Annotated in this window: 14 protein-coding genes; 9 read left to right on the forward strand and 5 right to left on the reverse strand. The window is 72.9% G+C overall.

Annotation, left to right across the window (positions count from 1 at the left end):
- The first annotated feature begins 43 nt into the window (after positions 1–43).
- From QRN56_RS26640 to QRN56_RS26655, 4 genes are all read left to right on the forward strand, one after another.
- A complete protein-coding gene (locus QRN56_RS26640; RefSeq protein WP_285108381.1) occupies positions 44–1474 on the forward strand; it encodes a hypothetical protein in 1431 nt (476 codons plus the stop codon).
- Positions 1471–2478 carry a DUF8094 domain-containing protein gene (locus QRN56_RS26645; protein WP_285108383.1) on the forward strand — a complete coding sequence of 336 codons (1008 nt, stop codon included), beginning with the start codon at positions 1471–1473 and terminating at the stop codon, positions 2476–2478. The genes QRN56_RS26640 and QRN56_RS26645 overlap by 4 nt, the downstream gene beginning before the upstream one ends.
- 43 nt (positions 2479–2521) lie before the next feature.
- Positions 2522–3541 (forward strand): DUF8094 domain-containing protein, encoded by a 1020-nt coding sequence (locus QRN56_RS26650; RefSeq protein WP_285108385.1) that lies wholly within the window; start codon positions 2522–2524, stop codon positions 3539–3541.
- Between the two features lie 63 nt (positions 3542–3604).
- Positions 3605–4567: a tetratricopeptide repeat protein gene (locus QRN56_RS26655; RefSeq protein ID WP_285108387.1), complete on the forward strand. Its 963-nt coding sequence runs from the start codon at positions 3605–3607 to the stop codon at positions 4565–4567.
- A 139-nt stretch (positions 4568–4706) separates the two neighbouring features.
- On the opposite strand, the gene glgB is transcribed toward QRN56_RS26655, so the two are convergent.
- From glgB to QRN56_RS26675, 4 genes are all read right to left on the reverse strand, one after another.
- The gene (gene glgB / locus QRN56_RS26660) at positions 4707–7049 is read right to left on the reverse strand and encodes a 1,4-alpha-glucan branching protein GlgB (RefSeq protein ID WP_285108389.1); all 2343 of its coding nucleotides are present in this window, start codon (positions 7047–7049) and stop codon (positions 4707–4709) included.
- Positions 7050–7114: 65 nt separating this feature from the next.
- The gene (locus QRN56_RS26665; RefSeq protein ID WP_285108390.1) at positions 7115–8590 is read right to left on the reverse strand and encodes a maltokinase N-terminal cap-like domain-containing protein; all 1476 of its coding nucleotides are present in this window, start codon (positions 8588–8590) and stop codon (positions 7115–7117) included.
- Positions 8587–10482: a maltose alpha-D-glucosyltransferase gene (treS, locus tag QRN56_RS26670; protein ID WP_285108392.1), complete on the reverse strand. Its 1896-nt coding sequence runs from the start codon at positions 10480–10482 to the stop codon at positions 8587–8589. Before treS ends, QRN56_RS26665 begins: the two co-directional genes overlap by 4 nt.
- Positions 10479–12584: an alpha-1,4-glucan--maltose-1-phosphate maltosyltransferase gene (locus QRN56_RS26675; RefSeq protein ID WP_285108394.1), complete on the reverse strand. Its 2106-nt coding sequence runs from the start codon at positions 12582–12584 to the stop codon at positions 10479–10481. The genes treS and QRN56_RS26675 overlap by 4 nt, the downstream gene beginning before the upstream one ends.
- A 133-nt stretch (positions 12585–12717) precedes the next feature.
- Between QRN56_RS26675 and glgP the strand changes: the two genes are divergently transcribed.
- The 3 genes from glgP (at position 12718) to QRN56_RS26690 (ending at position 16791) form a co-directional block, all read left to right on the forward strand.
- Complete coding sequence (glgP, locus tag QRN56_RS26680; RefSeq protein ID WP_285108395.1) at positions 12718–15303, forward strand: alpha-glucan family phosphorylase; 2586 nt, start codon at positions 12718–12720, stop codon at positions 15301–15303.
- A gap of 79 nt (positions 15304–15382) precedes the next feature.
- Positions 15383–16588, forward strand: a complete 1206-nt coding sequence (locus tag QRN56_RS26685; RefSeq protein WP_285108396.1) for a cytochrome P450 — start codon at positions 15383–15385, stop codon at positions 16586–16588.
- 5 nt (positions 16589–16593) lie between these two features.
- Complete coding sequence (locus QRN56_RS26690; RefSeq protein WP_285108398.1) at positions 16594–16791, forward strand: ferredoxin; 198 nt, start codon at positions 16594–16596, stop codon at positions 16789–16791.
- Here the strand turns inward: QRN56_RS26690 and QRN56_RS26695 are convergent.
- The gene (locus QRN56_RS26695; protein ID WP_285108399.1) at positions 16766–17065 is read right to left on the reverse strand and encodes a DUF6725 family protein; all 300 of its coding nucleotides are present in this window, start codon (positions 17063–17065) and stop codon (positions 16766–16768) included. The two genes, QRN56_RS26690 and QRN56_RS26695, sit on opposite strands and share 26 nt — an antisense overlap.
- A gap of 137 nt (positions 17066–17202) precedes the next feature.
- Between QRN56_RS26695 and fdxA the strand changes: the two genes are divergently transcribed.
- Together fdxA and dapC are read left to right on the forward strand one after the other, a co-directional pair.
- Positions 17203–17520: a ferredoxin gene (gene fdxA / locus QRN56_RS26700; protein ID WP_020017584.1), complete on the forward strand. Its 318-nt coding sequence runs from the start codon at positions 17203–17205 to the stop codon at positions 17518–17520.
- Between the two features lies 1 nt (position 17521).
- A complete protein-coding gene (dapC, locus tag QRN56_RS26705; RefSeq protein WP_285108401.1) occupies positions 17522–18652 on the forward strand; it encodes a succinyldiaminopimelate transaminase in 1131 nt (376 codons plus the stop codon).
- Position 18653 lies beyond the last annotated feature (1 nt).

Here is an 18653-nt window from a genome sequence, read left to right on the forward strand (position 1 = left end):
CTGATCGACGGGCTCGTGCCCATAAATTCGAAGGGAATCGGTGGTGCAACGCTTTTTGGCGATTCTCCTGATCCTGGCCGGCCTCGGCGGGATCGGTTTCGGGATCGCGACGGCAACCGTCCTGCGCGATTCCGACACTGTTGTCGCGACCGCGACCCCCAGCGGCGACGGAACCATGGTCGTGACCGATCCCGGCGTGCTGGGTCTCGTCGACGACCAGGTGACCGTCCGGGCCACCGTCCCCGAGGGACAGAAGGTCACGCTCGCCCTCGGGTCCGACGTCGACGTGCTCGGCTGGGTCGGCAGCGACCCCTACGACTCGGTGACCGGCCTTTCCTCGTGGGAGACGCTCAGCGTCGCGCCGGGCACCCCCGCCGCCACGGACGACGAGGAGGCGGAGGAGGCCCCGGCTGAGAAGCCGACCACCGGTCCGGACCCCGCCGGGTCCGACATGTGGATCTCCGAGACGAGCGGCGAGGGCGTGGCCTCCCTGCGCTGGACCGAGCAGCCCGGCCGTGTCGTGCTGCTGGCAGCGGGCGTCGGCAAGGGTGCTGAGGCACCCACGCTCGAGCTCACCTGGCCGCGCCCCGTCACCACGCCGTACCTGTGGCCCGGCGTGCTGGGCGGTGGCTTCGTCCTCATCCTCGGCGTCTTCATGCTCCTCGGCTCCCGCCGCAAGAAGGGCAAGGGCAAGGGCGGTTCGACGTCCGCGGTGCGGACGCGCCAGTCGTCCCCCGAGCTGCCGCGTCGTGACGCGGTCTTCGGGGTCGACGGCGGCGAGGCGGACCAGCACCCGGAGGAGCCCCGCGGCGGGTTCCCGCCCGCACCGGGCGGAGCGCCCGGGGACGCGCCCGACGGTGGCACGGCGGTCTTCCCGCCGGCGGCCCCGGAGCGTCCGGGCCGCGCACGCCCCGAGCCGGGCACGCCGCGCCCGGGTACCCAGCGACCAGGTGCACCACGCCCGGGCCGGCCTGACCCGGGCACGCCCGAGCCCACCGAGGACCGCACCCAGGCCTGGGGTGCGCCCGCTCCCTTCGGCGGCGCGGCCCCGATCGTCCCGGCACCGGAGCCCGCGCCGGCTCCCGCGCCGGTCGCCGCCCCCGCGGCCTCCATCCGCGGCATGCGGCGCAGCCGGCGCAGCCAGGGTCCTGGCGCGCCCGCCCCGGCAGCGCCTGTGCAGTCCGCGCCCGCGCAGTTCGGCGGCGCCGTCCCCGAGCACACGCAGCCCGCTCCCGCGCGGCCTGCCGCACCGGCTCCGGCCGAGGCCGACACCGCGGCGTCGGGCAAGCCGATGACCCGGCGCGAGATGCGCATGCGAGAGCAGGCGCAGCGCCGTGCGGCGACCGGTGCCATGCCGGCCGTCCCGGCCGCCGAGCCGCAGCCCGAACCCGAGCAGGAGACCCCGAGCAGCCGTGCCGCTGCGTGGCGCCAGACCTGGGGCGTCACGGGGAACGATGACGGAGGTAATCGATGAGACGCACCACGACCCGCTCCATGGCCGTGGTGGCGACCCTGCTCGCCACGGGTCTGCTGGCCGGATGCGCCGAGGAGCTCCCCGTCCCCAAGCCGGAGGCGCCCGTCGCGGCTGCCGTGGTCTCGCAGTCGCAGGAGCGCAAGATCCTGGACAAGGTCTCCGGTGTGGTCGAGGGCGTGACCAAGTCCAGCGACGCCGACTCGCTCGCCGCGCGCCTGTCCGGGCCGGCCCTCGCGATCCGCGAGACGCAGCTCAAGGTCGCCGCCGCCCGCAAGGACAAGGAACCGCTGACGGACCTGGCGATGGAGATGCAGCAGGTGATCCTGCCCTCCGACCAGGAGTGGCCGCGCACCAGCTTTGCGATCACGGTCCAGCCCAAGGACCTCACCACGCCCGTGCTCATGGCCTTCAACCAGTCCAGCGCGCGGGAGCAGTACAAGATGTGGGGCTGGGTCCGCCTGCTGCCCGGCGTCACGATGCCGCAGTTCGCGGAGGCCGACCTCGGCAGTGCCGCGGTCCCGGCGAACGACGAGAGCCTGAAGATGACTCCCCAGTCCGCCGTGGAGCAGTACGCGTCCGTGCTCACGGTGGACAAGGACTCGAAGTACGCCGGCAACTTCGCCGACGACGACCTGCGCCAGTTCTTCCGGGACTACGGCAAGCTGCAGGTCGACGCGATCAACAAGGAGGACTGCAAGGGAGCCTTCGAGGTCGCGTACGAGCCGACCAAGGACCCGGTCAAGTCGGTCCGGACGGCGGACGGCGGCGCCCTCGTGATGGCGGCGATGATCAGCAAGGAGACCATCACCGCCAAGGAGGAGGGCTGCGAGATCGGCCCGCCGACCAAGACGACCCAGGCGCTCTGGGGCGATGCCGACGTGACGAACGTGGTCGAGGTCAACTACAAGGACATGGTGGCGATGTACGTGCCGCCCAAGGACTCCGAGGACCAGGTCAGCCTGGTCGGGTACGAGCACGTGCCGTGGTCGGTCTCGAACGGCTGATCTTTCGCTGACCTGCGCGTCAGCCATGGCTAGGGTGGCCTCCGTGAACTCACGGAGGCCACCCTTTCCGCGTCCCGGGCTCGTGCCGCCCGCGGCGCTCGCCGTCACGTCGCTCCTGCTCGCGGGGTGCACCGCCGAGCTCCCCGTCCCGGTCGCCGACGCCCCGGTCGTCGCCGCGGTGGTCACCGAGGCCCAGGAGCGCAAGATCCTGGACCAGGTGACGGGGGTCGTCGACGGCGCGAAGGGGGCCGACGGCGCGGAGGCGCTGGCAGAGCGGCTGACCGGGCCCGCGCTCGAGCTGCGCCGGGCCGAGCTGCGGATCGCCGCGGCCGGTGACGGCAAGGCCCTGATCGCCATGCCGATGGCGGCGCAGCAGCTCGTCCTGCCCTCCGAGCAGGGCTGGCCGCGCAGCAGCTTCGTCATCACGGAACAGCCGGCCAAGGGCACGCCGATGCTCGCGGCGTTCGAGCAGCCCGCACCCCGCGACCAGTACAAGATGTGGGGCTTCGTCTACCTGGCACCGGGGGTGACGATGCCGCAGTTCGCGGCGGCCGAGCTGGGCAGTCCGACCGTCCCGGCCGACGACCCGAGCCTCAAGGTGACGCCGCAGGAGGTCGTGACGCAGTACGCGTCTGTCCTGAACGTCGACGAGCGGTCGAAGTACGCCGCGAACTTCGGCGACGACAAGCTGCGGCAGACCCTGCGTGATGCCGGCAGGAACCAGCTCGCGGAGATCAGGAAGGCGGACAAGGACGCCAAGGGCACCTTCGAGGTCGGGTACGAGCCGACGAAGGACCCGGTCAAGGCGGTCCGCACGGCCGACGGCGGTGCCGTGGTGCTGGCCGCGCTGCTCAGCCAGGAGACCCTGAAGGCGGAGAAGGGGTGGCAGCTGGCGCCGGCCGCGCCGTCCGCCGCGGCGCTGTGGGGCGACGCGAAGAAGTCCGAGGTGATGAAGGTCGCCTACCGCGACATGGTCGCGCTGTACGTGCCGCCCGCCGACTCGGCGGAGCAGGTGAGCCTGCTGGGCTTCCACCGCGTGCCCTACGCGGTGTCGAACAAGTGAGCCGGTGATCGCCGAGAGCGGAGTCGACGGGTATCGATCGCGTGGTTCATTAGGATTGCCCCCATGAGCAGTACCTCCCCTCAGCCCGGCCCCGCCCGGAGCGCGCAGCCCGAGTTCGCGGTGCGCGGCGCCGTCGACCTGTCCGCCCTCAACCGTCCCCAGGCACCGCCGCCTGGCGAACCCGGTGGCGCACCCGAAGCCGGGGGCTTCGTGGTGGACGTCAGCGAGGCGAACTTCGAGCAGCTCGTCCGCGACTCGGCCACGTACCCGGTCGTGATCCTGCTGTGGATCCCGACGGACCAGGCGAACGCCGAGCTGGGCGCCACCCTGGGCCGTCTCGCCCAGGAGTACGGCGGCCGGTTCCTGCTGGGCCGTGTCGATGCGCAGGCCAACCCGCAGGTCGCCGCCGCGTTCCAGGTGCAGGGCGTGCCGACCGTCGTCGCCGTGCTGCAGGGCCAGCCGCTGCCCCTGTTCCAGGGTGCGGCCGACGAGCAGCAGATCCGCGGCGTGCTCGACCAGGTGCTGGCCGCCGCCGAGCAGAACGGCGTCACGGGCCGGGCCCCGGGCGGCGCCCCCGCCACCGACGAGCCGGCGCCCGAGGTGGAGCCGCCGCTGCCGCCGCTGCACCAGGAGGCGTACGACGCGATCGAGCGCGACGACCTGGAGGGTGCCGCGGCCGCCTACGAGAAGGCGCTGCGCCAGGACCCGAAGGACTCGGACGCCACGGCCGGCCTCGCGCAGGTGCACCTCATGCAGCGCACCCACGACGCCGACCTCACGGCCGTCCGGCAGGCCGCCGCGGCCGCGCCGTCCGACGTCGACGCGGCGCTCGCCGTCGCGGACATGGACATGCTGGGCGGCAAGGTGGACGACGCCTTCGCGCGCCTCCTCGAGCTGCTGCCCGAGGCGGACGCCGACGGCAAGGAGAAGATCCGGGTGCGGCTGCTGGAGCTCTTCGAGATCGCCGGCACCACGGACCCGCGGGTGAGCAAGGCCCGCAAGCGGCTGGCGATCAGCCTGTACTGACCGGTCGGCTGACTCGGCGACTCGACATCGCCGAGTCAGCGGGGTGGTCGGACCCGGCCGCTGACTCGGTGCACCGGCCTTGCCGAGTCAGCGGGGTGGTCGGACCACCCCACTGACTCGACGATGTCGGTGCGGTCGGTCAGTCTGTCTGCTCCGGGATCAGGATCAGGGCGCCCAGGGGCGGGATCCGCATGACGGCCGACCAGGCGCGGCCGTGGTGCGGGACCGGCTCGGCCCGGACGCTGCCCATGTTGCCCACGCCCGAGCCGCCGTAGACGGTGGCGTCGGTGTTCAGCACCTCGCGCCACACGGGTCCGGAGCCGCCCTCGACGGCGTCGACCAGCGGTCCCGTCACGGCCGGCGACGGCCGCAGCGCCGTCTCGACCGGCTCGGCGGGCGGCAGGGTCCCGACGGCTCCGACCCTCGCATCGGCTGCAGCGGCCGAGGCCGCCCACGGCACCTCCGGCAGCGGCAGGCGGTACCCCTCGTGCGGCACCCCCGCGAAGTTCACGACCACGACCACCGGGTCCCCGGAGCGCGACCGGCGCACGTAGGCGAGCACGTTGTGGTCGGCGTCGTCCGACTCGAGCCACTCGAAGCCCGCCGGGTCGAAGTCGAGCTCCCACAGCGCGGGCGTCGCGCGGTAGAGCGCGTTCAGGTCCCGGACCAGGTGCTGCACGCCGGAGTGCCCGGAGTCGCCGAGCAGGTCCCAGCGCAGGCCCTCGGACTCCGCCCACTCCGTGTCCTGCGCGAACTCGCACCCCATGAACAGCAGCTGCTTGCCGGGATGGCTCCACTGGTAGGCCAGGAACGAGCGGACGCCGGCGAGCTGCTGCCACCGGTCGCCGGGCATCTTGCGCAGCAGCGACCCCTTGCCGTGCACCACCTCGTCATGGCTGATCGGCAGCACGAACTGCTCCGTGAACGCGTACACCAGCGAGAACGTCAGCTCGCCGTGGTGGTAGCGGCGGTTGTACGGGTCCTCGGCGAGGTAGCGCAGGGTGTCGTTCATCCAGCCCATGTTCCACTTCAGGCCGAAGCCCAGGCCCCCGCTCGACGTGGGGCCTGTGACCTGGGGGAACGCCGTGGACTCCTCGGCGATCATCATCACGCCGGGCGTGCGCCGGTAGGCCGTCGCGTTCGCCTCCTGGAGGAACGCGATGGCCTCCAGGTTCTCCCGCCCGCCGTGCACGTTGGGCGACCACTCGCCCTCCTTGCGCGAGTAGTCGAGGTAGAGCATCGAGGCGACGGCGTCCACGCGCAGGGCGTCGACGTGGAACTCCTCGAACCAGTACGTGGCGTTGGCGACCAGGAAGTTGCGCACCTCGCGACGGCCGAAGTCGAAGATGAGCGTGCCCCAGTCCTGCTGCTCGCCGCGGTGGGGGTCGGGGTGCTCGTAGAGGGGAGTCCCGTCGAACCGGGCCAGGGCGAACTCGTCGCGCGGGAAGTGCGCGGGCACCCAGTCCAGCACGATGCCGACGCCGGCCTGGTGGAGCCGGTCCACCAGGTACCGGAAGTCGTCGGGCGAGCCGAACCGCGACGTCGGCGCGTAGTAGCTGGTGACCTGGTAGCCCCACGACCCGCCGTACGGGTGCTCCGCGACAGGCAGCAGCTCCACGTGCGTGAAGCCCTGCTCGACCACGTAGTCGGTGAGCTGCTCCGCGAGCTCGCGGTAGCCGAGGCCGGGACGCCACGAGCCCAGGTGCACCTCGTACACGCTCAGCGGCGCGGAGTGCGGGTCGGTCGACGACCGGGCGGCGAGCCACGCTTCGTCCTGCCACTCGTGCGCCGAGGTGGTGACCACGCTGGCGGTGGCGGGCGGCTGCTCCGTCGCCTTGGCGAGGGGGTCGGCCTTGGCGCGCCAGACGCCGTCGGCGCCCAGGATCTCGAACTTGTACCGGAGGCCCGGGCCGACGTCGGGGACGAACAGCTCCCAGACGCCCGTGGCGCCGAGCGACCGCATGGGGTGCGTGCCGCCCCAGCCGTTGTGGTCGCCCACCAGCCGCACGCCGCGCGCGTTGGGTGCCCACACGGCGAAGGCGACGCCGGCGATGTCGCCGGCCGCGCTCGGGTACCGGTGGACGTTGGCGCCGAGCACCTGCCAGAGCTGCTCGTGCCGGCCCTCACCGATCAGGTGCAGGTCCACCTCGCCGAGGGTGGGCAGGAACCGGTACGGGTCGTCCGACGACCAGGTCTCCGTGCCGGACCGGGTCCGGATCCGGTAGTCGGGGGTGTGCCGGGACCCGTCCTCCTCCTCGGCGGCCGGGACGACGGCGGCCCACACCCCCGCACCCTGGTGCGTGGCCGACACCTCGGTGCTCGCCGTGACGACGACCACCTCGTCGGCGAGCGGGCGCAGTGCGCGCACCACGGTCCAGGGCCCGTCCAGGAGGTGCGGGCCGAGCACGGTGTGCGGGTCGTGGTGGGTTCCGGACGCGACAGCGGTCAGGACCTCGAGGTCGACGTCGGGCAGGTCAGCCATGGGTTCACCTTTCCACGTCGGGCGCGTGACGTGCGACACGTACCCGGCGCGTACCGATGCCCAGGTCACGAGCTGAGCACGCGGTCCACGGCGGCGAGCGGGATGTGCGTCCACGCGGGGCGGTGCCGGAACTCGTAGACCACCTCGTACAGCGCCTTGTCCACGGTCAGGGAACGCAGCAGGAGCTCGGCGGTGCCGACGTCGAGGGGGCTGCCCGTCGACGTCGCGCCATCGACCGGGCGCACCGTCTCGCCGTGCGCCTCGCCGCTGGCCTGCCGGTAGCCCTCGAGAAAGCTGATCTGCGCGTGGGACACCCAGTGCGGGTCCGTCGCCTGACCGACGGCGGCGGCGTAGTCCAGCGACCGGAGCAGCCCGGCGACGTCGCGCAGCGGCAGGTCGGGCGCCGTGCGCTCGGACACGGGACGCTGTGGCTCGCCCTCGAAGTCGAGGACCTTCCAGCCGTCCGGCGACCAGAGCGCCTGCCCGAGGTGCAGGTCGCCGTGGATCGGTTGCAGCGGCACGACGTCGCCGCGCTCGACGACCGCGGACAGCCGCGCGCTCAGCGCGTCGTACAGGGCGGTCACGCCCGCGCGGTGCGGGGCCAGGGCGGGGACGTCGGCGAAGGCCTCGGCGGCCCGGCGGCGCAGCACGCCCATGAAGCCGGCCGGTTCGAGCGCCGGTCCGGGGCCCAGGGCGTCGCGCAGGGCGGCGTGCAGGTGCGCGACGACGGCGCCCAGCTCGGCGGCCTGCTCGCCGAAGTCCTCGTCCCGGGCCGCGTACGCGCAGGCCAGCTCGAACCCGTCGGTCGCCTCGTGGACGAGCTCGGAGAGCACCGCGAGGTGCGCCACCGGCCCGGCGTCGCCGCCGTGCGCGTCGCCTGCGGTCCCGGCGGCGCCAGGGGCGGGCAGCTCCACCGCGCCGAGGAAGTGGGGCACGCCGTCCCAGCCGGCCCGGGTCAGGGCCTCAGGGATCACGACGTCGGGGTGCGGCCCCAGGGCGACCGTCCGCAGGATCTTGAGCATCCCGCCGCGGCCCGTCGCGCGCGGCAGGGCCGGGAGCACCACCGACGTGTTCGACTGCTCGCCGGAGATGCGCCTCGCCCCCCGGAGCTCGGCGCAGTCCTCCGGCTCGCACGCGGCGGGCAGGGCGGCGGTGAAGTAGGCGTGCCAGGCCGCGGGGTGCACCCCGCCGTCGTGCACGGTCGCGGTGCCCGACGCCGTGGTGACGGTGCCGATGAGTCCGGCCGCCTCGGTGTCGGCGGTGTCGGCCTCCGGCTCCGCCGTGGGGGTCAGGACCAGCGGGACCTGGATCACCAGCGACTCGTCGCCCGCCGCCAGCCCCGGGCCGACGAGCCGCAGGAGCGCGACCACGACGTCGGCCACCCCGCCGAACGTGACCGTGAGCCACGGCTCGTGCGTCACGCCCTCGGCGGGCACCGGGTACCAGCGCTGCGCGGGCAGCCACGTGTCCAGGAGCCGCAGCACCTCGGGCGGGAGGTGCGCGGCTCCTGGGGAGACGTGGACGGGGCGCGCCGGGCTCACCCCTCTCGCGCCTGCCCGACCGGTTCGCTCGCTCCCGTGGAGCCGTTCGTCCCGGCCGGCACGGGCGGGGCCAGCACCAGCCAGTAGAAGTCGCGTGCGCCCCACGTCATCGTCAGGATGCCGTCGTCGCCGACGCTCGGGAACGCGGCGCCGCCGAAGACGTCCGTCAGCGTCCAGCCGGCGTACCCCGGCAGCTTGATCGTGGACGAGCGCGCCGTGGCCGACAGGTTCGCGGCGATCAGCAGCGTCTCCTCGGCCGACGACCGGGTGAACGCGATGACCGACTCGTCGTTGCAGTCGAGCGCCGTGAAGTCGCCCGTCCCGAACGTGGGGTGCAGGCGCCGGAACGCCAGCATGTTGTGCATCCAGTGCAGCAGCGACGTCGGCTGCGCGAGCTGCGCCTCGACGTTGGTGTGCTGGTAGTGGTGCACCAGCGACTGCACGAGCGGCAGGTACAGCTTGCCGGGGTCGGCCGTGGAGAAGCCCGCGTTCCGGTCCGGCGTCCACTGCATCGGGGTGCGCACCGCGTCGCGGTCGGGCAGCCAGATGTTGTCGCCCATGCCGATCTCGTCGCCGTAGTAGAGGCACGGCGTGCCGGGCATCGACAGCAGCAGCGCGTTGGCCAGCTCGATCTCCTTGCGCGCGTTGTCCAGCAGCGGCGCGAGCCGCCGCCGGATGCCCACGTTCGCCCGCATCCGCGGGTCGGGGGCGTACCAGCCGTACATGCTGGCGCGCTCCTCGGTCGAGACCATCTCCAGCGTGAGCTCGTCGTGGTTGCGCAGGAACGTGCTCCACTGCCCGCGCGCGGGGATCGCGGGGGTGTCCGCGAGGATCTCCAGGAGCTGGCGGGCCCGCTGGTCCCGGATCGCGTAGAAGATGCGGGGCATCACGGGGAAGTGGAAGCACATGTGGCACTCGGGGTCGTCCTCCGTGCCGAAGTACTCCACGACGTCCGCCGGCCACTGGTTCGCCTCGGCCAGCATGATGCGGCCCGGGAACTCCGTGTCGATCATGCGCCGCACCTTGCGCAGGAACCCGTGCGTCTCGGGCAGGTTCTCGCAGTTGGTGCCCTCGGCCTCGAACAGGTACGGCACGGCGTCGAGCCGGAACCCGTCCACGCCGAGCTGCAGCCAGAACCGGGCGACGTCGAGCATGGCCTCCACCACGCGCGGGTTCTCGAAGTTGAGGTCGGGCTGGTGGCTGAAGAACCGGTGCCAGAAGTACTGCCGGCGCACCGGGTCGAACGTCCAGTTCGACGTCTCGGTGTCCACGAAGATGATGCGCGCGTCCTGGTACTGCGAGGCGTCGTCGCTCCACACGTAGAAGTCGCCGTACGGGCCGTTCGGGTCGGCGCGGGACGCCTGGAACCACGGGTGCGCGTCGCTCGTGTGGTTCATGACCAGGTCGATCACCACGCGGATGCCGCGCTCGTGCGCGGCGGCGACCAGGTCGCTGAAGTCCGAGATGGTGCCGAACTGCGGCGAGACGGCGGTGAAGTCGGCCACGTCGTACCCGCCGTCGCGCAGCGGCGACGGGAAGAACGGCGGCAGCCACAGGCAGTCGACGCCGAGCCACTCCAGGTAGTCGAGCCGCTCCACGAGGCCGCGCAGGTCGCCCGACCCGCCGTCACCCGAGTCGGAGAACGACCGGATCATGACCTCGTAGAAGACCGCCTTCTTGTACCACTCGGGGTCGTCGGAGAGCCCCTTGCGCCGGGCGTCCAGGCGCGGCTGCCGCCGCGGCGGCAGGGCCTGGACGGGCACGGGGACCGACGGGGGGTTGGGCACGGACGGCCGGGCCGACGCCGGCGCCGGAGCGGTCGGCGGTGTCGGCTGTGCGGGGTATCCCTCGGGCGGCCCGACGGCGGGGCCACCCGGCCCGAACGTCGTCATGCCGGCCCCACCTGCAGGACGTGGGCCACCCGGACCTGCGGGTCGAGCCGCACCCAGGGATGTGCTCCCCAGCCGTAGGTCTCGCCGGACAACAGGTCGTGCGCCACGTAGAACGGTGCGTTGTCGTCGCCGTCGGGGGCGCTGAGGCCGAGGGCGGAGAGATCCAGGTGCACTACAGACTCCTGCACGTTCCGGGGGTCCAGGTTCAGCACGACCACGATCACGTCGTCGTGCCGCGGGGCACGCCGATCGTTACCCCCTGCTCTCATGGTGCGGCCCGGTGGCGTCGCTGTCGCGCGCGACGCGTGATCGGCCGAGATCCGGCGCGAGTACGCGACCACCTGGTCGTTCGTCGTGGGGTGCACGGTCAGGTTGCGGAGCTGCCGCAGGGCCGGGTGCGCGCGGCGGATCGCGTTCAGCTCGCCCAGCAGCAGGGCGATCCCGTAGTCGTCCGCCCGCGCCCAGTCCCGCGGCCGGTACTCGTACTTCTCGTTGTCGATCTGCTCCTCGACGCCGGGCCGGGGCGTGTTCTCCACCAGCTCGTAGCCGGAGTAGATGCCCCACGTGGGCGAGCCCGTGGCGGCCAGCACCGCGCGCACCGCGAACGCCGAGACGCCGCCCTCGATGAGGTAGGGCGGGAGGATGTCGTGCGTGGTGGGCCAGAACGACGGGCGGAGCACCGAGCCCTGCGGCCCGCTCACCTCGGCCAGGTACTCCTCGACCTCCTCCTTGGTGTTGCGCCAGGTGAAGTACGTGTACGACTGGTGGAAGCCGATGCGGGCCAGCGTCTGCATCATCGCGGGCTTGGTGAACGCCTCCGACAGGAAGATCACCTCGGGGTTGCTCGCGTGCACCTGCGCCAGCAGCCACTCCCAGAAGTCCAGCGGCTTGGTGTGCGGGTTGTCCACGCGGAACAGCGTCACGCCCCGGTCGATCCACGTGCGGATCACGCCGAGCACCGCCGCGTACAGGCCGTCGGGGTCGGTGTCGAAGCTGAGCGGGTAGATGTCCTGGTACTTCTTGGGCGGGTTCTCCGCGTACGCGATCGACCCGTCCGCGCGCACCACGAACCACTCCGGGTGCTCCGTGACCCAGGGATGGTCCGGCGAGCACTGCAGGGCGATGTCGAGCGCCACCTCCAGCCCTTCCGCCCGCGCGGCGGCGACGAAGGCCCGGAAGTCCGCCTCCGTGCCCAGGTCCGGATGGATCGCGTCGTGCCCGCCGTCCGGCGACCCGATCGCGTACGGGCTGCCCGGGTCGCCCGGCGCGGCCTCCAGGGTGTTGTTGCGGCCCTTGCGGAACGTGGTGCCGATGGGGGAGACCGGCGTCAGGTAGACGACGTCGAACCCCATCGCCGCGATGCCCGGCAGGCGCTTCGCCGCCGTCGCGAACGTGCCCGAGACCCACGTGCCGTCCTTCTTCTGGTACGCGCCCTCGGACCGCGGGAACATCTCGTACCAGGAACCCGCCAGCGCGAGCCGCCGCGAGACCCGCAGCGGGTAGGCGTCCGACGACGAGACCAGCTCGCGCAGCGGCGCGCGGCGCAGGGCCTCGACCACCTCGGGCGACGTCGCCGCCGCGAACCGCGCCGGGGCCGGACGGCGGTCGTCGGCCAGGGCCTTGGCGGCCGCCGTCAGCACCCGCGCGTCGCGCGCCGTCCGGCCGTCGGCGACCAGCTGGTCGCCCGGCACCAGGCGGCAGATCCTCTCGAAGAGGCGCACCCCCTCGGCGAGCATGAGCTCCGTGTCGATGTCCGCGGCGATCTTGATCCCGGCGTCGTGCGTCCACGTGGCGTACGGGTCCGACCACGCCTCGACCCGGAAGGACCAGTCGCCCTCGGCGTCGGGCTGCAGCTCGCCGCGGAAGCGGTCCAGCCCGGGCGCGACGTCGGTCATCGGCGCCCACGAGTGGTCCGACCCGTCCGGGGCGACGAGCACGGCCGTCGCGGACACGGCGTCGTGCCCCTCGCGGAAGACCGTGGCCTCGACGGGCACGACCTCCCCGACCACCGCCTTGGCAGGCCAGCGGCCTCCCTCGACGACAGGAGCGACCTCGAGGACGGGGATGCGGCCGATCCGGCCGGGACTCGTGTGCGGGCTCACCGGAACACGCTATCGAGCCTGGCGGGGGACTCGCCTGTGGGGCGCGCCGAGGTCCGGTGAACGTCGTCGGACGGGTCGGTGAAGCCCCCGGCAACAGGTGTGCTCGCCTCCACATGTGCGTAGTGTTCTGCCGGTGAGAGCGATCCGCAGATTCACCGTCCGCACGGTCCTCCCCGAGCAGCTCGCGGCGCTCGACGAGCTGGCCCAGAACCTTCGCTGGTCCTGGCACGCGCCGACGCGCGAGCTGTTCGCGAGCATCGACCCCGACCTCTGGTCCGACGTCCGGGGCGACCCCGTCGCCCTGCTCGCGGCGCTCGGCTCCGACCGCCTCGCGGCGCTCGCGGCCGACGCGGAGTTCACGGGCCGCGTGCGGGCGGCGTCCGACGACCTGCACCGCTACCTGCGGGACCCGCAGTGGTACCAGGGCCAGACCACGACCTCGGGCGGCGAGCTGCCGCACGCGATCGCCTACTTCTCGCCGGAGTTCGGCATCACCTCGGTGCTGCCGCAGTACTCGGGCGGCCTCGGCATCCTGGCGGGCGACCACCTCAAGAGCGCGTCCGACATGGGCGTGCCCATCGTGGGCGTGGGCCTGCTGTACGGCGCCGGCTACTTCCGGCAGTCCCTGACGCGGGACGCCTGGCAGGTGGAGACCTACCCGCTGCTCGACCCGGACGGCCTGCCGCTCGCGGTCCTGCGCGAGGAGGACGGCACGCCCGCCGTCATCTCGCTGGCCCTGCCCGGCGGGCGCACCCTGCACGCGCACGTGTGGGTCGCCGCCGTCGGCCGGGTGCCGCTGCTGCTGCTCGACTCGAACGTGCCGGAGAACGACGACGCGGCCCGCAAGGTGACCGACCGCCTGTACGGCGGCGGGGGAGAGCACCGCCTGCAGCAGGAGCTGTTGCTCGGCGTGGGCGGCGTGCGCGCGCTGCGCGCCTGGTCGCGCCTGACCGGCGCGCCGGAGCCCGAGGTCTACCACACCAACGAGGGCCACGCGGGCTTCCTCGGCGTGGAGCGCATCCGCGAGCTCGTCGGGTCCGGCCTGAACATCGGCGAGGCCCACGAGGCGGTGCGCGCGGCCACGGTCTTCACCACCCACACCCCGGTCCCCGCGGGGATCGACCGGTTCCCGAAGGAGCTGGTCAGCGCCTACTTCGGCGGCGACAACGCGATGCCCGGCGTGCCGCTGGAGACCGTGCTCGCGCTCGGTGCGGAGGACTACGACGGCGGCGACCCCACCGTGTTCAACATGGCGGTGATGGGACTGCGGCTCGGTGGCCGGGCGAACGGCGTCTCGCTGCTGCACGGCCAGGTCTCCCGCGAGATGTTCGAGGGCCTGTGGCCCGGGTTCGACTCGCGCGAGGTGCCGATCACGTCGGTCACCAACGGCGTGCACTCGCCCACCTGGGTGGCGCCGCGGCTGGCCGCCGTGGAGGCCGAGCGCATGGGCCTGGACGAGATCACGGCGCCCGAGGCGTCGTCCGGCTGGCTGGATCCCAGCAAGGTGTCGGACGCCGAGCTGTGGGCCCTGCGCGGCGAGATGCGCGGCGAGCTGGTGGCCGAGGCCCGGCGCCGGGTGCGCAAGTCCTGGCGCGAGCGCGGGGCGTCCCCGGCGGAGCTCGGCTGGGTGGACGACGTGCTGTCGCCCGACGTGCTCACCATCGGCTTCGCGCGGCGCGTGCCCACCTACAAGCGGCTCACGCTCATGCTGCGCGACCAGGAGCGGCTCAAGGCGCTCCTGCTGCACCCCGAGCGGCCGGTGCAGCTCATCGTGGCCGGCAAGTCGCACCCCGCCGACGACTCCGGCAAGCGGCTCATCCAGCAGCTCGTCCGGTTCGCCGACGACCCCGAGGTGCGGCACCGCATCGTGTTCCTGCCGAACTACGACATCGGCATGGCGCAGTCGCTGTACCCGGGCTGCGACGTGTGGCTGAACAACCCGCTGCGGCCCCTGGAGGCGTCCGGCACCTCCGGGATGAAGAGCGCGCTCAACGGCGGCCTGAACCTCTCGATCGAGGACGGCTGGTGGGCCGAGTGGTACGACGGCGAGAACGGCTGGGGCATCCCCACGGCCGACGGCGTCGAGGACGCCGACCGCCGCGACGACCTGGAGGCCGCAGCGCTCTACGACCTGGTGGAGTCCCAGGTGGCGCCCGCCTTCTACAACCGGTCCGCGGACGGCGTGCCGAGCCGCTGGCTGGAGCTGGTGCGGCACACGCTGGCCACGCTCGGCCCCAAGGTGCAGGCCACACGGATGGTCTCGGAGTACGTGCACGGGCTGTACGCCCCCGCGGCGCGGGCCGGGCGCCTGCTAGTCGCCGACGGGTACGCCGCGGCGAAGGACCTCGCGGGCTGGAAGGCCCACGTGCGCGGCTCGTGGCCGCAGGTGCGCGTGGACCATGTCGAGTCGGCGGGCATCGGCGAGGCGGTGCGGGTCGGGGACCGGCTGACGGTGCGCGCCTACGTCTCGCTCGGCCCGCTCTCGCCGGACGATGTGGACGTGCAGGTGGTGCACGGGCGGGTCACCGAGGCCGACGTCATCGACGAGTTCACCGCCGAGTCCCTCGCGCTGGTGGAGTCCTACGAGGCGGGCCGGCACGCGTTCGGCGGTGAGGTGGGCCTGGACACGTCCGGGCCGTTCGGCTACACCGTCCGGATCGTGCCGCGTCACCAGCACCTGGCGAGCGTGGCGGAGCTGGGCCTGGTCGCCAACGCCTGAAACCGGACACCCTTGTCCGAATCACCCGGACCGGTATTGGATGGGCGGGACTCACCCCCTCAGCCAACCGGAGGACAAGATGTCTGACCTGCTCGATTACCCCATCCCGTCGGATCGTGCCATCGAGCCGCCACCGGAGTGGGCCGAGCTGCGCCAGCAGTGCCCTGTGGCCAGGGTGCGCCTCGCCAGCGGTGGCGAGGCCACCCTGCTGACCCGGTACGACGACGTCCGCGCCATGCTGACCGACGGCCGGTTCGGCCGCGTCATCCCGGCGAGCGGCACGGGCGTGGGCTCCCAGGACGACGGCGGCACGTTCAGCAACGACCCGACCGGGGTCATGGCCAACGAGGAGCAGCACCAGGCCTGGCGGCGGCTCGTCAACGCGACGTTCACCGCCAAGCGGGTGCAGGCGATGGCTCCCGGCATCGAGGCGAAGGCCGAGCAGCTCATCGACGACATGCTGGCCGCCGGCGCGAGCGCGGACCTGGTCCCGTCCGTCGCGTTCCCGCTGCCCGTCTGGGCGATCTGCGAGCTGCTGGGCGTGCCGGAGGACGAGCGGGAGCGGTTCCCGTACTGGTCGGACACGGCGCTGAGCACCACGCGGTACACGCAGGAGGAGATCTCGGCGGCGCGCCAGGAGTTCGGTGCGTACATGGCCGCACTGGTCGAGGCCAAGCGGGCCGAGCCGGGCCAGGACCTGATCTCCGAGCTCATCGCGCTCGTGGACCAGAACGACCCGCGGCTGACGGCGCAGACCGTGATCGGCACCAGCATGGCCCTGCTCGTGGCCGGCCACGAGACCACCGCGAGCCACATCGCCAAGATGATGGCGCTGTTCCTGGGCGACCGCTCCCGGTGGGAGCAGCTCGTCGCCGACCCCTCGCTGGTGCGCAGCGCGGTCGAGGAGTCGCTGCGGTTCGACCCCAACGCGGGCTTCGGCATGGTGCGCTGGGTGGACGAGGAGATCGAGATCGCCGGGGAGACCGTCCCCGCGGGCACCACCGTGGTGTGCAGCCTGGCGGCGGCGAACCGGGACGAGGGCACGTTCGAGGGCGCGGACGAGATGGACCTGGGGCGCCGTCCGAACCCCCACCTCTCGTTCGGCGCGGGCTCGTACTCGTGCCTCGGCCAGTCGCTGGCGCGCACCGAGCTGCAGATCGTGCTCGCCGCCCTGGTGCGCAAGGTGCCGAGCCTGGAGCTGGCGGTGCCCGTCGAGTCGGTGCCGCGCAAGGAGGGTCTCCTCGTGGCCGGATTCGACGAACTGCCCGTCAAGTGGGGAGAGTGACCCCCATGAAGATCAACGTGGACCGCGACGCCTGCTGTGGCGCCGGCCAGTGCGTCCTGCTCGCACCCGACGTGTTCGACCAGGACGAGGAGGGCATCGTCGTGCTGCTCGACGAGCGGCCGTCCGCCGAGCACGACTTCGCGGTGCAGGAGGCCGTGAGCATGTGCCCGACCGGTGTCATCTGGGTGGACCGGAACGCCTGACGGGCCTCGGGGGGATCGGCTTGGCGGCCTCGATGTCGGAGGCCGGCACGTCGACCTCCCGGGGCTCCCCGCGGCCGGGCACCGGGTCGGTGCGCAGCCGCAGCCCGGCGTCGGACACCCCGACGACGAAGCCGATGAGGTCCGTCCAGCGGTGAGCCGTGCCGCCGTCGGACCGCACGGGGCCGGACGGCGCGAGCCGGCGCCGCACCACCACGCGGGTGCCGGGGCGCAGGTCTCGCCACCCGCCGGGCGCGGCCGGTGTAGCGAATGTCACGTCCGTTCTCCTTCCGCTGCGTGAGACCGGTGGGGATCAGGGGGCATCCCGAGAGATACTAGGATCGCCCCGCCGGGTCGTACCGCGGTCGGCATCGTGCATGATCCTCAGTCCGGAAGTGGAAGGACACCCTCCAAGTGACCTACGTGATCGCTCAGCCGTGCGTCGACGTCAAGGACCGGGCGTGCATCGAGGAGTGTCCCGTGGACTGCATCTACGAGGGCAGCCGCTCCCTCTACATCCACCCGGACGAGTGCGTGGACTGCGGCGCGTGCGAGCCGGTCTGCCCGGTCGAGGCCATCTACTACGAGGACGACGTCCCCGACGAGTGGAAGGACTACTACCGCGCGAACGTGGAGTTCTTCGACGACCTGGGCTCGCCCGGCGGCGCCGCGAAGATGGGCGTCATCGAGAAGGACGACCCGATGATCGCGGCCCTTCCGCCCCAGGCCTGACGTGGGTCTGCACGACCTCTCGGACCTTCCCTTCGCCTGGGACTCGATCGACGGCATCACGGCGACGGCGAAGGCCCACCCGGGCGGCCTGATCGACCTCTCCATGGGTACGCCCGTGGACCCGACACCCGAGGTCGTGCGGCGGGCGCTCGAGGCCGCGTCGAACGCGCCGGGCTACCCGATGACCGCCGGCACGCCCGCGCTGCGCCAGGCCGTCGCCGACTGGTTCGCCCGGCGCCGCGGGGTGCCGGGTCTCGACCCGGCGGCGGTGGTGCCGACCGTCGGCTCCAAGGAACTCGTGGGTCTGCTGCCCTCCCTGCTGCACCTGGGCCCCGGCGACGTGGTGGTGCACCCCGCCGTGGCCTACCCCACCTACCTCGCGGGTATCCGCGCGGCCGGAGCCACGCCGCTCGCGACCGACGACGTCGCCGACTGGGCCGGCCGGGACGACGTGAGGATGGTCTGGGTCAACAGCCCCGGCAACCCCACCGGCCGGGTGCTCGGCGTCGAAGCCCTGCGCGCCGTGGTCGAGGCCGCGCGCGCCATCGGCGCCGTCGTCGTCTCCGACGAGTGCTACGCCGAGCTGGTGTGGGATTCCCCCTACGATGCCGCGACCGGCACGGGCGGCGTGCCCTCGATCCTCGACTCGCGCGTGTGCGGCGGGTCGCACGAGGGCCTGCTCGCCGCCTACTCCCTCTCCAAGCAGTCCAGCATCGCGGGCTACCGCGCCGCCTTCCTCGCGGGCGACGGCGCCCTGGTCGCCGATCTCACACAGACCCGCAAGCACCTGGGCCTCATCGTGCCCGCGCCGGTGCAGGCCGCCATGACGGCGGCCCTGGCGGACGACGCGCACGTCGCCGCCCAGCGCGAGGCCTACGGCGCCCGGCGCCGGGCGCTGGCCGCCGCGGTCGTCGAGGCAGGGTTCGTCATCGACGGGTCGGAGGCCGGCCTGTACCTCTGGGTGGCGGCGCCGGACGGGCGGCCGGGCCTGGAGGTCGCCGAGTGGTTCGCGGCCCGGGGCATCCTGACCGCGCCGGGCCACCTGTACGGCGACGGCACGCACACGCGGGTGGCGCTGACCTCGACTGACGCGCAGATTGCCGATGCTGTGACACGCATCACGCAGCCTTGAC

This window comes from Promicromonospora sp. MEB111 (genome assembly GCF_030209445.1).
Classification (GTDB): Bacteria; Actinomycetota; Actinomycetes; order Actinomycetales; family Cellulomonadaceae; genus Promicromonospora.